Origin of the sequence: Mycobacterium sp. ACS4054 (assembly GCF_001667275.1) — a bacterium.
In the GTDB taxonomy this organism is placed as follows: domain Bacteria; phylum Actinomycetota; class Actinomycetes; order Mycobacteriales; family Mycobacteriaceae; genus Mycobacterium.
Window position 1 is genome coordinate 174,322 of the sequence record NZ_LZHV01000061.1, and the last position, 13,984, is coordinate 188,305.

The 13,984-nt window shown below is 68.0% G+C and carries 15 protein-coding genes and 2 pseudogenes; 4 read left to right on the plus strand and 13 right to left on the minus strand.

Annotated elements, in window-relative coordinates:
• Positions 1-57 precede the first annotated feature (57 nt).
• The 5 genes and pseudogenes from A5730_RS19410 to A5730_RS19430 all read right to left on the minus strand — a co-directional run.
• Positions 58-873: pseudogene (locus tag A5730_RS19410) on the minus strand (NAD(P)-dependent oxidoreductase); the annotation flags it as partial.
• Positions 867-1,682, minus strand: a complete 816-nt coding sequence (locus A5730_RS19415) for an NAD(P)-dependent oxidoreductase (protein WP_067903922.1) — start codon at positions 1,680-1,682, stop codon at positions 867-869. The pseudogene A5730_RS19410 and the gene A5730_RS19415, both read right to left, overlap by 7 nt.
• Positions 1,679-2,566 (minus strand): alpha/beta hydrolase, encoded by an 888-nt coding sequence (locus tag A5730_RS19420; protein WP_067903925.1) that lies wholly within the window; start codon positions 2,564-2,566, stop codon positions 1,679-1,681. The genes A5730_RS19415 and A5730_RS19420 overlap by 4 nt, the downstream gene beginning before the upstream one ends.
• Entirely contained in the window at positions 2,563-4,230 is a 1,668-nt protein-coding gene (locus A5730_RS19425) for an OB-fold domain-containing protein (RefSeq protein WP_067903928.1), read from the minus strand. Before A5730_RS19425 ends, A5730_RS19420 begins: the two co-directional genes overlap by 4 nt.
• Positions 4,231-4,348: 118 nt before the next feature.
• The gene (locus A5730_RS19430) at positions 4,349-4,669 is read right to left on the minus strand and encodes a hypothetical protein (protein ID WP_067903931.1); all 321 of its coding nucleotides are present in this window, start codon (positions 4,667-4,669) and stop codon (positions 4,349-4,351) included.
• A 186-nt stretch (positions 4,670-4,855) separates the two neighbouring features.
• On the opposite strand from A5730_RS19430, the gene A5730_RS19435 reads away from it, so the two are divergent.
• Both A5730_RS19435 and A5730_RS19440 read left to right on the plus strand, forming a co-directional pair.
• Positions 4,856-5,776, plus strand: a complete 921-nt coding sequence (locus tag A5730_RS19435) for an NAD(P)-dependent oxidoreductase (RefSeq protein ID WP_067904481.1) — start codon at positions 4,856-4,858, stop codon at positions 5,774-5,776.
• A 9-nt stretch (positions 5,777-5,785) separates the two neighbouring features.
• Entirely contained in the window at positions 5,786-6,529 is a 744-nt protein-coding gene (locus A5730_RS19440) for a hypothetical protein (protein ID WP_067903934.1), read from the plus strand.
• 24 nt (positions 6,530-6,553) lie between these two features.
• Here A5730_RS19440 and A5730_RS19445 read toward each other — a convergent pair whose 3' ends face one another.
• Both A5730_RS19445 and A5730_RS19450 read right to left on the minus strand, forming a co-directional pair.
• Positions 6,554-6,850, minus strand: a complete 297-nt coding sequence (locus tag A5730_RS19445; RefSeq protein WP_055405454.1) for a ferredoxin — start codon at positions 6,848-6,850, stop codon at positions 6,554-6,556.
• Positions 6,847-8,136, minus strand: a complete 1,290-nt coding sequence (locus A5730_RS19450) for an NADH-ubiquinone oxidoreductase-F iron-sulfur binding region domain-containing protein (RefSeq protein ID WP_067903937.1) — start codon at positions 8,134-8,136, stop codon at positions 6,847-6,849. Before A5730_RS19450 ends, A5730_RS19445 begins: the two co-directional genes overlap by 4 nt.
• Before the next feature lie 36 nt (positions 8,137-8,172).
• Between A5730_RS19450 and A5730_RS19455 the strand changes: the two genes are divergently transcribed.
• Positions 8,173-8,646, plus strand: coding sequence for a hypothetical protein (locus A5730_RS19455; protein WP_067903940.1), 474 nt, complete (start codon positions 8,173-8,175; stop codon positions 8,644-8,646).
• A gap of 5 nt (positions 8,647-8,651) precedes the next feature.
• Here A5730_RS19455 and A5730_RS19460 read toward each other — a convergent pair whose 3' ends face one another.
• The 6 genes from A5730_RS19460 to A5730_RS19485 form a co-directional block, all read right to left on the minus strand.
• Entirely contained in the window at positions 8,652-9,518 is an 867-nt protein-coding gene (locus A5730_RS19460; protein WP_067903943.1) for an alpha/beta fold hydrolase, read from the minus strand.
• A gap of 16 nt (positions 9,519-9,534) precedes the next feature.
• On the minus strand, positions 9,535-9,933 hold the full coding sequence (locus A5730_RS19465) for a Rieske 2Fe-2S domain-containing protein (protein WP_055405450.1): 399 nt from the start codon (positions 9,931-9,933) through the stop codon (positions 9,535-9,537).
• Between the two features lies 1 nt (position 9,934).
• The gene (locus A5730_RS19470) at positions 9,935-11,080 is read right to left on the minus strand and encodes an amidohydrolase family protein (RefSeq protein WP_067903946.1); all 1,146 of its coding nucleotides are present in this window, start codon (positions 11,078-11,080) and stop codon (positions 9,935-9,937) included.
• A gap of 29 nt (positions 11,081-11,109) precedes the next feature.
• Positions 11,110-12,201 carry an amidohydrolase family protein gene (locus A5730_RS19475; RefSeq protein ID WP_067904484.1) on the minus strand — a complete coding sequence of 364 codons (1,092 nt, stop codon included), beginning with the start codon at positions 12,199-12,201 and terminating at the stop codon, positions 11,110-11,112.
• A 230-nt stretch (positions 12,202-12,431) separates the two neighbouring features.
• Positions 12,432-13,316, minus strand: coding sequence for an NAD(P)-dependent oxidoreductase (locus A5730_RS19480; RefSeq protein ID WP_067903949.1), 885 nt, complete (start codon positions 13,314-13,316; stop codon positions 12,432-12,434).
• 9 nt (positions 13,317-13,325) lie between these two features.
• Entirely contained in the window at positions 13,326-13,703 is a 378-nt protein-coding gene (locus tag A5730_RS19485) for a carboxymuconolactone decarboxylase family protein (protein ID WP_067903952.1), read from the minus strand.
• Between the two features lie 203 nt (positions 13,704-13,906).
• Here A5730_RS19485 and A5730_RS25450 point away from each other — a divergent pair.
• Positions 13,907-13,975: pseudogene (locus A5730_RS25450) on the plus strand (nitroreductase); the annotation flags it as partial.
• Positions 13,976-13,984 lie beyond the last annotated feature (9 nt).

Below are 13,984 nucleotides of genomic sequence, written 5' to 3' on the forward strand. Positions count from 1 at the left end.
TGTAACGGTAACGGTAATACCTTCGTGACGAACCGGAAAGACCGAAACGCGAGCATTTCAAACCCCCTTCGGCGCGGTCGTCTTGGATTCGAAGGCCTTGATGACGTGGTTCAAGGCACCCAGATCGCCACCGAGTTCCTCGGCGACCCCGCGCACCACGCTCACGTCCTTGTTCACGAATTCGCCCACAGCCTCGAGGAACGACGCGACGGAACCGCCCGCCGCCACCAGGCTCAGGACGCGGCTGCTCGCGCTGCCGTGCGACAGCGCGCCCAGCAGGGTCGGCTCCGGCACGCCCAGCCGCTCGCCCAGCCTGACCGATTCCGCGAGCAGCCCGATATGACCGGCGAACAAGGCGTTGTTGACCAGCTTCACCTTCTGGCCGCAGCCACGCGGACCGACATGCAGTACGGGATCGCCGTAGCAGTCCAGCACCGGGCGCACCCGCGTCACCGCGTCGTCGGAACCGCCCACGAACAACGTGAGCCGGCCGGCGGCAACATGCTGCGGGCCCCCGCTGACCGCGGCGTCGACGACGTCGACGTCGTTGGCGCGGGCGGCGACGGCGTCGATCGTCGTCGGGCTCACGGTGGTGTGGATGATCAGCACCGAGCCGGGCGACATGGCGGGCAGCAGCCCGCCGTCCAGGCAGACCTCCCGCGCCTGTTGATCGGTGAACACGCAGAGCACCACGACGTCGGCGTGCGCACCCGCCTCGGCCGGCTCGCCGACGGCCCGCGCGCCGAGCCGTTCGAGCTCGCGGCGCTTGTCCGCGGTCCGGCCCAGGGCGACGACGTCGCACCCGGCCGCTACCAGCCGGGCCACCATCGGCCGGCCCATCCGCCCCGCACCGACGAACCCCACCCTCATCTCGGATGTCCCATGAGGGCCAGGGCCGCGTCGGCCGTGTCCAGCACGGCGCCACCGCTGGCCCCGGCTCGATCGGCCAGGTCCACCACCAGGCGGACGTCCTTTTGCAGCAGCGTCGCGGCCACGGCGGCCAGCCGCTCCAGCCCGCCGATGCCGCCAAGGGCGTTGAGCGCGAAGCTGTTCCCGCTGCTGCGTGACACGACTTCGGTGAGACGGCCCGGATCGACGCCCAGCGCGCCGGCCAGCGACAGCGCGGAGGCCGCCGTGGCGAGGTGGGCGGTGAACAACAGGTTGTTCAGCAGCTTGGTGGTCTGGCCCGAACCCAGCTCACCGAGGTGGACGATCGGGTCGGCGTAGGTGGCGAAGACCGGACGGCACCGCTCGACCACATCGGCGTCCCCGCCGACCATCACCAGCAGGCGCCCTTCGGCGGCCGCCTGACCGCCGCCGCTCACCGGCGCGTCGATGACCGAAACGCCTTGGCTCGCGGCCCGGTTCGCCAGGTCCCGGCAGGTGTTGGGGTGCACGGTGCTGTGCACCGCGATCACGCCGCCCGGCCTCATCGCCGCCAACAGGCCCTGCTCGCCCCCGGTGAGCTGTTCGACGTCGGCGTCGCCCACGACGCACAGGCAGACCAGATCGCTGGCCGCGCCGAGCTCGGCCGGGGATTGCGCGACCTTCGCCTGTGTGTCGGCGAACGCCTCGAGGGTCTCGGGCCTGCGCGCCCATAGCGTCGTCTCGTAACCGCCCTCGACGATCCGCCGCGCCATCGGTCCGCCCTGGCTGCCCAGCCCGATGAATCCGACTCTCATCCGGCCTCCCGATCGGGCTCGGGCTCGGCCGGCCGCGCGGCCACGCATTCCTCCACGAACGCAAGGACATTCGCGTGGTACTCGGGGGCGGCGTGACCCAGGCTGATGTTGTGCCCGGCCCCCGGCTGTCTATGCACGACGAATCGCGGCGCCGCGGAAAACAGGGCGCTGATCTCCGTCACCGCCGAATCATCGGCCTGCCAAACCTTCTCGTGCTCGGCGATGCTGAAATGCACCGGGACCCGAACGGCGGGCGCGAGCTCCGGGAAGGTCTGGCGGGCCCAGTTCGACACCATCTGATCCTCGTAGGCCGGCGCCGAGGGGGAAACCGTTGCGCCGCCGAGGACCTCGGATGGGTACAGCTCCTCCGGGCTCCACAGCAGCCCGCGCATGCCCGGCGGGCGGCTATCGCGGGTTGCCGTTCTCAGTATTTCCCGAGCGGCGGGGTGGTAGTGCCGGCCCGTGCCCGCGAGCTCGATGCCCAGCAGGCCGACCGCGGCCGCGTCGGCGGCCATCCGCATCGTCAGCTCGCATCCGCCCGAATGGCCCCACACGAATAGGCCGGCGCCGCTTGGGCGTTCACCGAGGATGCGGTCGATCGCCCCATACGCCAGGTTGACGCGTTGCCCACCCTCGGCCATCGCCTCGGGATAAGGCGCCGAGCTGCCGTAGCCGGGACGGTCGAGCGCCACCACCGTGAATCCTGCCGCCGCACCCGTCCGCAGCAGGGAGTAGGCCGGGTGGCCCGGGCAGTCGAAATAGACGGCGGTGGTGCCGCCGCCGTGGATGGCCGCGATCACGGCCCTGGGTTGCTCCGCTTCGCAGACGAGTGCCGACATCGGCACGCCGTCGACGATCACCAGCCGGGGGCGCGGCGGCGTCATGTGTCCGCCCGCAGCAGGAGCACGCCGCTGGGAGTCAGGCCTCCGCTGCTGACCACGCCGACGCGGGCATCGACGACCTGGCGGTCGCCCGCCTCGCCACGGAGTTGGCTGATGGCCTCGTGCAGAAGACCCATGCCGTGCGTGCGGCCGTGCGAGAGCTGGCCGCCGTGAGTGTTGAGCGGCAACAGGCCGTCGCGCGCAATGTTCTTGCCGCCGTCCAGGAATTCCTTGGCCTCACCGATCCCGCAGAAGCCCAGCGCCTCGATCCAGGACAGGCAGTTCATGGTGAAGCCGTCGTAGAGTTCGGCGACGTCGACGTCGGCCGGCCGCAGGGAGGTGCGGGTCCACACGTGCGCCGCCTGGCCCAACACCTGCGGTTCGTGGGTCAAAGTGCTTTGGTCCCAGTCGATTCGCTCAACGATCTGGGTGCCCACCGCCTCCACCAGCACGGGCGGCTTGGCGAGGTCACGGGCGGCATCGGCGGCGGAGACGATGACCGCGATCGCGCCGTCGCACGGCACGTCGCAGTCGTAGAGGCCGAAGGGTGTGGTGATGGGCCGCGCGTTCAGGTAGTCGTCCATTGTCATCGGGGCGCGGTAGATGGCGGTCGGGTTGAGCTCGGCGTTGGCGCGCTGGTTCAGCGCGATCCAGCCCAACGTCTCCCTGGTGGTGCCGTACCGGTGAAAGTGCCGCTGCGCGTTCATCGCCAGCGTGTGGGCGGCCGAGGTGGCGCCGAATGGCATCTGCCAGCCCGACATCCGGCCCATTGAGGGCGCGATCTTGCCCTGCTTCATCAGCTCGCCGTGGGTGGCTTCCCACAGCGTCCGGAAGCACAGCACGTGACGCGCCAGTCCGCCGGCCACCGCGAGCATCGCGGCGATCACCGAGCCGCCCGGGCCGAACGTCTCCATCGCGCCGTTGTGCCATGTCGGTCGGATGCCGAGCGCGGCCTCGAGGGCGGTGACGCCGCCCTCTCCGAATCCGCCGACGTTGATCGCGCCGGGATACGTTGACAGGCCGTCGATGTCGGCGAAGGTCAGCCCGGCGTCGGCGATCGCCGCCTCGCATGCCTGCACCGTCAGCGCCAGCGGCTGCTGCATCAGCCGGCGGCCGATGGGCGACATCCCGATCCCGGTCAGCGCGACCTTGTCCTCGAACTTCTCGGCGGTCAGCATCGGCCGGACGTATTCGCCGAACCGTTCGGGCGCGATCTCGTCTGCGGGTAACGGAGCGAGTTCGGCGTCCGCCGCTTCGTCTTGCAAGGGGCGAAACAGCGGGAACCAGACGTCCTCGACCTGTTCGAAGACGACCTCCACTAGTTGACCCAGCTCGAGCCGCTCGGGCTCACACTCCACGATGTTGGTCGTCAGCCGTACCCGGGGATCTTCGGCGATGGCGACCTGGGCGATCACGTACGGCGCCGGCATGCCGGGCAGGCTGAACCGATGGTTCACGGTGAACCCGGCCAGGGTCCCCCTGCCGGAGACCGCGCGCACTCCCACATCCAGTGAGCGGCAATAGCGGCATACCGGCGCGGGCGGATGGATCAGCGATTCGCAGCTATTGCATGCCTGCAGCCGCAGCGTGCCGTCGGCGCCCGATGCCCAGAAGAATTCGTTGTCCTGCGTGATCAGGGGCAGGGGGCGTCGCGGTGCTGCTGACACGTCACCTCCGCGAGTCGAACGGCCTCGCCGCTACCTGGTAGGGCCGTTATACGAATCGGAGAATTACGTTATCACTTCCCAGCAGGCGCGATCCAGGTGGCGTTCTGCTGCACCAGGTTCACAGCGGCACCCAGACGCCGTTCAGATAGATGCCCCACTGGTGGAAGCCGACGCTCCACATCGGGGGCTCCGATGTCCACCACGGCTGGGGCGGAGGCGGCGGCACGGCCTGCCCGGCGAAGGACGGCGCGTACGGCGGCGGGGGTGTGTACCAGGGCGGTGGTGGCGGGGGCGGTTTGCACTCGAGCGTCGCCGGGTTGAACGACATGTTGCGCTCGCAGTCCGCGGAGCTGATTGCCGGGGTCGCGATCACCCCAACCGCCATCGCCGTGAAGGCGGCCGCGATGACGGCGGTCGGCCGGCGAACAAACCACTCCATGGTGGGCCTCCCATTGGGGCCGTCCTGAGCTTGGCTGATGCCAGCTTATTCCGGCGGAACCGCCTTGACCACGTGCAAAAACATTCGGGGGCCGGCGCGCGCCGAGCACCGCCTCCCGTGCCGGCTTGTGCCGGGCGGGCGCTATGCTCCCAGCTGGATATCAAGTACTTCACATTGGGAGGCTTGTTGCTCGACGCGGAGAAGATCCTCATCACCGGGGCGACGGGCAAGATCGCGTTTCCCATCGCGCGGGCCCTGGCGACGAACAACGAGGTGTGGGGTGCGGCGCGCCTCAAGGATCCCGCCGACCGACAACGGCTCGTCGACGCCGGCATCAAACCCGTCGCGCTGGACATCGCCGCCGGCGACCTCTCCATGCTTCCGGAGGATTTCACCTACGTCTTTCACGCGGCAGTGGACACCGGTGCGGGCGACTGGGACCGCTGCGTCGAGACAAACGCGCGGATGTCCGGCGAACTGCTCCACCACTGCCGCGCCGCCAAGGGTTTCGTGTTCTGTTCAACCGGCTCGATCTACGGGTATCAGGGGCAGCGCCCGCTGGTGGAGACCGACCCGCCGGGCGTGCCACTGCGCGCGAACTACAGCTTCTCGAAGGTGGCGGCGGAGGCGGTGTGCACCTGGATCGCCAGGCACTATCGGGTTCCGCTGACCATCATCCGGATCTGCTCAACCTATGGGCCACAGGGCGGCGCGCCCGCCGACCGCCTCGATGCGATGCTGGCGCGCAAACCCATTCGCCTGCACCCCGACAAGCCGAACAACTACAACCCGATCTATGAAGACGACTACGTCGAACTCGGCATCCGCGCCATGGAGGTCGCCGCGGTGCCGCCGGTGGTGGTGAACTGGGCCGGCAGCGAGACGGTGAGCGTCGAGGACTACTGCACGTTCATGGGGCAGTTGATCGGTGTCGAGCCGATCTTCGAGTACACGCCGCGGGCGCATCCACCGCTATGGCCGGATGTCACCCGCATGCACGAGGTGCTGGGCCGCACGAAAGTGCCCTGGCGTGAGGGATTCCGGCGCATGATCGCGGCCCGGCACCCCGAAATCACGCTGCCCGAACACGATTCGACGAGGGCTTGAGGTCGCGCCATGCAGCTTCCCGGCACGCCATCCGACGAGGTCGCCGACGTCCTCGCCGCCGGACGCGGGGAGATCACCACGCTGTTCGTGTCGATGGCGACGCGCCATCCCGAGGGGCTGGACGCCGACTACCTGTGCTGGCACACCCTCGATCACCGACCGGAACAACACCGGTTGGCGGCGGTGCGTGCCTCGTTGCGGTTGGTGTCGACGCCGGCCTGCCGCTCCGCGCGGGCGGTCACCGGCGGCCCGTTGGATCGGGTGGATCACGTGATGACGTACTTCTTCACCGACCGGGCGGGGCTGCGCGGGTTCAACGAGTTGTCCACGGCGCTCGGGAACGCCGGCCGCAAGCTCCCGCTGCTGCCGCCCGTCGAGCGCGGAGTTTACGAGGTGCAGAGCAAGGTGGCCTCGCCTCGGGTCAAGGTGGGATCCGACGTCCTGCCCTGGCTGCCCGTGCGGGGCGCGTTCGTGTTGGTTGAGCGGGGATCGGCGGCGACGAACCCGTTGCTGGAGGTGGCCGGCGTCGCCGGTGTCTGGTCCGCGCTCTCGCGGCAGGTCGACGCGAATCTGGCCAGCGCCCAAGGGGGGCAGTCGATCACGTATTGCTTCCTCGACGACGACCCGGTTGACACCGCCGTACGGCTGGGTCCGGCGCTCACGGCCCGCTGGGCGGACCCGGGTGTCCAACCCTTGTTCGCCGCACCGCTTTTCGCGGTGGTGCCCTACGAGTGGGACCGGTATGTACCGTAGTGGGTCGCCCGGACCGCGGTGTGATCAGCGCGTGAATCCCCACTCCGCCTCGTTCTCTTCGGTTTTCAGATGCGCGGCGGGATCCTCCGCGTCGGTGAGCGGTGGGTGCGGGGCGGGGGAGGTGCGCTCGCCGATCTCGGCGATGGCGTGCACGGGGCAGTCCATCAGGGCGCGCATGACGGCATCGCGATCGGACTCCGCTACGGTGCCATCGCCGATGAGGGACGCGTAACCCCAGTCGTCCAGCGAGAAGTATCCGGGCGCGTACTTCGCGCAGATGCCGAAGCCGTCACAGACGGTGCGGTCCAGGCGGATCTTCATGCGTGCCTCCGTTCCGCCTCGTAGGGCCGGTCGGCGCGAAACGCGCCGCGGGCGCAGCCCTGGCAGGTGCCGTCGAGATGCGCGGCGACTTCGGCGGGGAACTGACCGAGCAGGCTGGCGGCCACGTTGGTGGCGGCGTCCAGCGTCGCGCAGGCGCCGCGGCCGCGCAGCAGCACCGACCAGCGGCGCAACCGTTCGACGTCTTCCGTCGTGGCGGCGCCGTCGCGCAGCGCACCGGCGGCGGCCGCCATCGCCGCGGTCCCGTTGAAGCACGATCCGCACTGCCCGGCGTTCTCCCGGTCGAAGTAGGCGAGTACCGACGCCGCGACGGCGACGGGGCAGTCGTCGGTGATCACCGAGATCGCGCCGCACCCCAGACCGCTGCCGAGGCGCCGCATGGTTTCGTGGTCCAAGGTGGTGTCCAGCACGGCGCGGTTGAGCAGGCCGGCAAAGTAGCCACCCATCAGGGCGCCGCGCACCTGGTCGGGTGAAACACCATGCAGGGCAATAAGTTCCGTGAACGGCAGGCCGTGGGGGAGTTCGTAGAGGACGGGCGGGCGGCCGGCCCCGGTGATGGTGGCCAGGAAGGTGCCCGGGGACAGCGACGTGCCTTGCGCGCGGAACACGGACGAGCCGTGGCCTTGCAGGAAGGGCAGATTGGCCAGGGTTTCGACGTTGCTCACCAACGTCGGACGATCGTCGACGCCGGTTTCGAAGGGGCGCGGGGGCTTGTCCGTCGGCTTGGCCGGGCCGCCGTTGATCGCGCGGACGGCGGCGGTCTCCTCGCCGGCCACATAGCCGGGCACCACGGCGAGCATGCCGACCGTGACGCCGAGCGCACCGAAATCGAGCTCGCCGAGGGCGGTTTCGACGCTGTGCGCGGACTCCGGGTCGGACACGTAGACGTGGGCGCGGTCGGCCTCGACTATCGCGGCGGCCAACCGCAGTCCGTCCAGGATGAGGTGGGGTCGATTGCGCAGCAGCCAGCGGTCTTTGACTGAAGCCGGTTCACCCTCTTCACCGTTCGCGACGACGACGGCGCCGCCGGCGATGCGACCGTTGTCGCGCACCGCGCGCAACTTCACCGCAAGAGGAAAGGCCGCGCCGCCGCGGCCGACCAGCCCGCTGGATTCCACCTCGCGCAGCAATTCCTCGGTGTCGTCGAGGGGCCGGTACCCGCCGAGCCTTCGGTAGGCCGCGAGATCTTCCCTCTGGTCGGCCAGCAGCCGCGGTTCGAGCCCCGGCGGGGTGGCGGTGGTGACGGAAGTGGATTGGGTGGTGTTCACGGCCGGCCTGCCATCGTCTTAGTTAGGCTTGCGCACATGCGAACTGCGGTGGTGCGCGTCAACGTCGACCCGGACAGCGCCTGCACGGCCGCGCAGCTACGAGACGGCATGGCGGAGCTCCTCGGGCTTGCGCGTGCGGCGGGGGCCGACGTGGTCGAGAACGACCTCGCGGCGATGCCCGCGGGCCGCCGTGAAGTCGAATTGCTGATCGGGGCCGAAGACGTGGAAGCGGCCAGGAGTACGGCGATCCAGTTGTGTGCCAAGGTATTCGGCGCCGGGCCGGTTCCCGGAGTGGTCACCTTCATCAGCCGGGGCACCGACGACGACGCGCGCGGGGTGCTGTCCGGCTTCGGGCTCACCGGTGACATCGAGCGGACGCCGGGCGACGACGGTTTCGACATCGTGTACGTGACGCTGCGGGAGTCCGACCTCGAACACATCCCGGAGAGCCGGGTGCACACGGCCCTGGAGGCGTCGCTCAACTGCGAGGTTCACATCCGCACCCGCTAGCGCCGTCACGAGCCGAGGAACTCGAGGATCGCGGGCGCGGCCTGCACCCACGTGTCGAACATGTTGAAGTGCTGCACCCGGCCAGCCGCGCGGTCCTCGGACGCCCGCTCCCACGCGTCCTCCGGCCACGGCGGATCGATGAGCTTCGATCCCTTGATCAGGCAACTGACCTCGAGCGAGGTCCGCTTGGGGTGATCCATGTCGTTCTCGCCGCCACGAATGATCAACGTGGGCACCTTGATTCGGTCGAACATCTCGTCCTCGACGCCCGGGATCGTCTGCCCCGGTTTGGAAACGAAAGCGTTGAGCCAGCGCAGCATCACCTTGAGGAATTCGCCAGCGTCGAAGTCGAGGAAGCGCTGTTTGTTGTTCGGGTTCTCCTCGATGCGATCGCGCCACTCGGCCACCTTCACCACGCCGTCCATCCCGGTGCCGCGCACCGCGAGAATGCTGGGCACGATGTAGAAGGAGCCGAGCACGAAGGTGCCGTAGATGCCGCCGACGATGTTCCACACCACGAGCTTGGTGACCATCCCGGGGTAGAGCATCGTGGTCAGCATGGAGTCCCTTGCGCCGCCGGAGCCGCCGGCGAGAATGCAGCGCTCGAAGCCCAGCCCGGTTACCAGCTTGTGCAGCGTCTCGGCCCGCATGTGCGATTCGCTCTGGCCGTAGAACTGCACATCGGAGGCGCCACAGTTGGGGCGGTCCCACAACAACACGCGATAGCCGCCGGCGGCGAGCGCGTCGGCAAGCGGGCGCAGGCCCTCGATCTCCTTGCTGAACCGGCCGCCCGGCGTCAGGGCAATGAGATCTCCGGATTCCCCGAGGATTTCGTAGACGACATTTCCCCCGTTGATCTCGATTGAAGGCACCCGAATTCTCCTGTGGTTAGGCCTGCACCAGAACGTCGTTGCCGACGACGCGCACCGGGTAGGTGCGGATACTCCATTCGGGCTTGACCGCGGTGGTGCCGGTCGCCAGCTCGAAACCCCATTGATGCCAAGGGCAATAGATGTACTCCAGGTCGCGCACCATGACCGAGTCGCCCGGGGTGGTCTCGTCGACGATCGTGCGTCCCCGCGCGCGGCCCGAACAGAGCGGACCGCCCTGGTGCGGGCAATAATTCGCGATGGCATAGAAGCTGCCGTTGACGTTGTAGACGCCGACGCCGTGCCGGCCGATGGGCACGAGTTTGTGCTTGCCCGGCGGGATCTCGTCGACCGTGGCGACAACGTGCTCGCGGCCCTGGGCGAGACGGGGCTCGGGCCGTTTGGTTTCTTCCGTCAACTCAGAGCACCCGCGTCTGACCTTCGAGGACCGGCACGGTCTCGGGCAGGTGGTAAGTGGCGATGCCGTTCTTGTACATCACCGCGTCGCGGGCCGCCTTCGGCAGGTGCTTGACCAACCAGCGGGGGTCGTCGAACGTCCAGTGTGGGTAGTCCGAGGAGAAGAGCAGGATCTTCTCGCACTCCATCCATTCCAGCGCGCGGGTCAGCTGCGTCTTGTCCTCGGGATAGTCGAGCGGCTGGGTGGTGAACTTGATGTGGTCCTTGACGTACTCCGAGGGCTTGCGTTTGATCTCCACCCACGATTTGCGGGCCTCGTAGATCGAATCCATGCGCCACATCAGCGGCAGGATCCAGCTGAACGCGTGCTCCACGAAGACGATCCGCAGCGTCGGGAACCGGTCGAACACGCCGTCGAAGATCAGGCTCATCACCTGGTTCGCCGCCAGCAGCGAGTAGGTCACCATGAAGTCGTGGTTGTAGCTGGGGAACCCCACCGGCGGAATGGGCAGCTCGTCGAATTGGCTACGCGACAGGTGGCAGCTCACGGTGATGTCGTGCTTGGTGGCGGCGGCCCAGATCGGGTCGTACTTCGGGTGTCCCCACGACGGCCGCGGCTCGGCCTTGATCAGGATCTGGGCCATGTAGGGGTGCCCGGCCCATTTCTCGATCTCGCGGACGGACTCTTCCGGCTCCTCGATGGCGCAACAAATTGAACCGCGCCACCGCTGGTGCCAGTTGTTGTGGCTGTCCAGCCAGTGATTGGCCTGCCACTCGTTCAGCGCGCTCGACATCGCGTGCTGCGCCTCGGGCAGGCGCGCCGGGTAGGCGGCGGGTTCCAGGATCGCGATGTCGGAACCGGCCTCCATGATCAGCTGGCGAAACGCCATATCCGGGTCGCTGCAAGGGAATTCGCCGTTGGGGGGAAAGGAGTCCACCCGCATCGCATAGGAGTGGGCGTAGTCGGGGGCGTCGTAGTAAATCTGCTCACCCACGGTGCGCGTAAGGAAGTATTTGCTGCGCCAGGGCTCGGGGATGTAGGGCAGGAGTTCGCCGCGCTTGGGTGCCGGGTGGACATCTGAGTCGACGCAGCGGACGGCTATGCGCTCGGCAGCGGGAACCCGCTCCTGCGAATGGGTCAACGTCATCGCAAACTCCTCGGTCTCACGTCGTGCTTCTACTGTGCGCCCACCCCGGCGGGGATGTCTATGTTGTAGAGCTGCGCCGCGTTGCGCCAGCACAGCTTCTCGCGCTGTTGCGCCGACAGCGCGCGGGGAAGCTTCGTGATGTCGCCGCACTGCCAGTGCGGGTAGCTGGAGCCGAACATCACCATGTCGTCCTTGCCGGTGAAGCCGAACCATTCGCCGGCGAACTCGGTGTCACCGGGGCCGTCGAGGCTGCCCTGAACGAAATACACGTGACCGGGCAGGTAGTCGCTGGGGATCCGCGGCGCCCACGGCGTCTGCTCCAGGTGGGGCCGGCCGAAGGTGTCCATCCGCCAGATGAACGGCGTCAAGAAGTCCGCCGCTCCGTCACCCCAGACGAATTTCAGGCCGTCGAAGCGCTCGAATACTCCCTCGGCGATCATGTTCATCAGGTGATAGAGGTAATTCAGCGCCATGAAGCTGACGTACTGCTCGTAGGTGCGGGTGTTCCCGTTCGGGGTTGGCGGAAAGGCGATGCCGGAGCCGACTTCGATATGGGCGGCCACCGGGAGGCCGGCGTCGACCGCGGCCTCCCACAGCGGCCAGAACTGCGGCTTGCCGTAGAGCTCGCGGGATTGCAGGGGAACGCCGATCTGGACCACCCGCGGGTGCGCGCGCCACCGCTCGATCTCGCGCAGCGCGCCGGGGATGTCGTCGGGGTTCACCCGGATGGTGCCGCGGAACCGCTCGCCGAACTCGTGGGATTCCAGCCAGTTCGACACCATCATCTCGTTGTGTGCGGCGTGCAGCGCGCTGCCCAGGTGGCGGTCCGGCATGATGCCGCGCGCCATCGGGTGCAGCACCGCGATGTCGACGCCGCGCTTCGAAAATAGTTCGCCGGCAACGAATTCCGGGTCCGAGCCGGGGTACTGGCGGTCCGGGCCTTCGGTGTCGGGCGCGTATTCACCGCCCGGGGCCCCGTACCAGTCCATCTCGTAATCGGGGAAGCCGCGGCTTTTGAACGGCTCGCGCAGGGTCTCCCGCAGCGCCTTGTTGGACGGAAAGAAGATGTGCACGCTCGCGTCGATGAGCGGTGTGCGGGTCCCGTCGGCGTGTTCGATCACGAAGGCCATCCATCGGCAGTCAAAGCGACCCCACTCGGGTCATATGATAGATAATCTAACATTTTCTTCAGCGGTCCATCAATGGGTTTCCCGTAAGCGTTTCGTTTAACCATCGCCCCTGGTGGGAGGCGCTTTCGCGGTTGGCGTGCAAGTAGCGTTCTTAAATCGGAATAATACCATTCTCATGGTCCTGGCAGGGGTCCGGCGCCGGTCGAAGCGCGCTGACGGACTTACTCGGGCGGGCGGCCCACGGTCACCCCGGCGGCCTTCTCGAAAGGTTTGATCACCGCGGTGAAGTCGGAATCGGCGCCCTGCTCATCCGCGGTCTGCTCCCAGAGGCGGGCGATGGTTGCGGCGACGTCCGTCGGCACGCCGAGCGCCTCCGCCTCATCCAGATACAGGCGCACGTCCTTGACCATCAACCCGGTGGCAAACCCGTAGTCGAAGGTCCGCGGGAGGATCGCGCGGGGGAATTTGTCGCGGCTGGCGCTGGTCGCGCCCGAGCCGGCGTTGAGCACCTCGATCATCACGCCGGGGTCGAGACCGGCCTTGACGCCCATCACGACGACCTCCGCGGTGGCGGCCAGGACGTTGGCCGCCAGGATGTTGTTGGCCAATTTCATCGTCTGCGCCGAGCCGGGTTTGGGCCCGACGTAGAAGGGTCGGCCGATCACCGCGAGTGCGGTTCGCACAGCGTCGAATTCGGCGCGCGGGCCGGACACCATGACCGCGAGCGCGCCCTTCTCCGCGCCGCCGACCCCGCCGCTCACCGGACTGTCGAGTGCCGCGATGTTTCGCTCGGCGAGCCGGTCATGGATCTGCACGGCCGTGCGGCTGCCGACGGTGGACAGGTCGACATAGCGCTTGACCCGTGCCCCCTCGAGCACCCCCGTTGCGACCTCGAGCGAGGCGAGCGGCGTCGGGAGGCTGGCCATTACGGTTTCGGTACGGTCGGCGACTTCCTTCGGTGACGACGCGGCGCGCGCGCCGAGATCGACGATGCGCTGGAGCGCCGCCTCGCGGGTGTCGAAGGCGACGACCTCATGGCTTTCCTGAATCAGGCGGCGCGCCATGGGAAAACCCATGTTGCCGAGCCCGATGAATCCCACCTCCACGACGCGGCCCTAGTCCCCTAGCTCGGCGGAGGCCTCGCGCGCGATGCGGAAGCTGTCGACGGCCGCCGGCACCCCGGCGTAAATCGCCACCTGCAGGAAGATCTCGCGGATCTCCTCGCGGCTGACGCCGTTGGTCAGCGCCGCCTTGACGTGCGTGCGTAATTCGTTCGGCCGGTTCAACACCGAGATCATCGCCAGGTTGAGCATGCTGCGCGTCTTGCGGGGCAGCTCGTCGCGACCCCAGATGGCTCCCCAGCAGTATTCGGTGACGAGATCCTGCAGCGGCCCGGTGAAGTCGTCCGCGTCGGCAAGGGCGCGGTTGACGTACTCCTCGCCGAGCACCTCGGAGCGGACGTGCAGTCCCCGCTGGTAGGTTTCGCGATCCAATGTTCTTCTCCTTCGTCGTGGAGGCGTCGGCGCTTGCAATCGCCCCGAGCGCAGTCTTCCATCGCGGCCCCTGCCGCGCGGTCTACAGTCGAGGTGTCAATGCACCCCATTCGAGCTTTCGCGGGCGCACACCACATCCGCCCCGGACTCGCCGTCGACCAATTCGGCCGTCCCCCTTCATATTCGCCGTCTGGGGAGAGGCAGTGGCCGGCGCAAGCACTGACGTCTGGGAAGTGATGTCGACGGCGCGAACCATCCGACGTTTCACCGACGGCTAGGTT

Coding starts and splice junctions, on each gene's coding strand:
- A5730_RS19415 (WP_067903922.1), bottom strand. CDS start 1,682: ATGAGAGTCGGATTCATCGGGCTGGGCAGCCAGGGCGGACCGATGGCG.
- A5730_RS19455 (WP_067903940.1), top strand. CDS start 8,173: ATGCGAACTGCGGTGGTGCGCGTCAACGTCGACCCGGACAGCGCCTGC.
- A5730_RS19445 (WP_055405454.1), bottom strand. CDS start 6,850: ATGAAGATCCGCCTGGACCGCACCGTCTGTGACGGCTTCGGCATCTGC.
- A5730_RS19430 (WP_067903931.1), bottom strand. CDS start 4,669: ATGGAGTGGTTTGTTCGCCGGCCGACCGCCGTCATCGCGGCCGCCTTC.
- A5730_RS19470 (WP_067903946.1), bottom strand. CDS start 11,080: ATGACGTTGACCCATTCGCAGGAGCGGGTTCCCGCTGCCGAGCGCATA.
- A5730_RS19420 (WP_067903925.1), bottom strand. CDS start 2,566: ATGACGCCGCCGCGCCCCCGGCTGGTGATCGTCGACGGCGTGCCGATG.
- A5730_RS19440 (WP_067903934.1), top strand. CDS start 5,786: ATGCAGCTTCCCGGCACGCCATCCGACGAGGTCGCCGACGTCCTCGCC.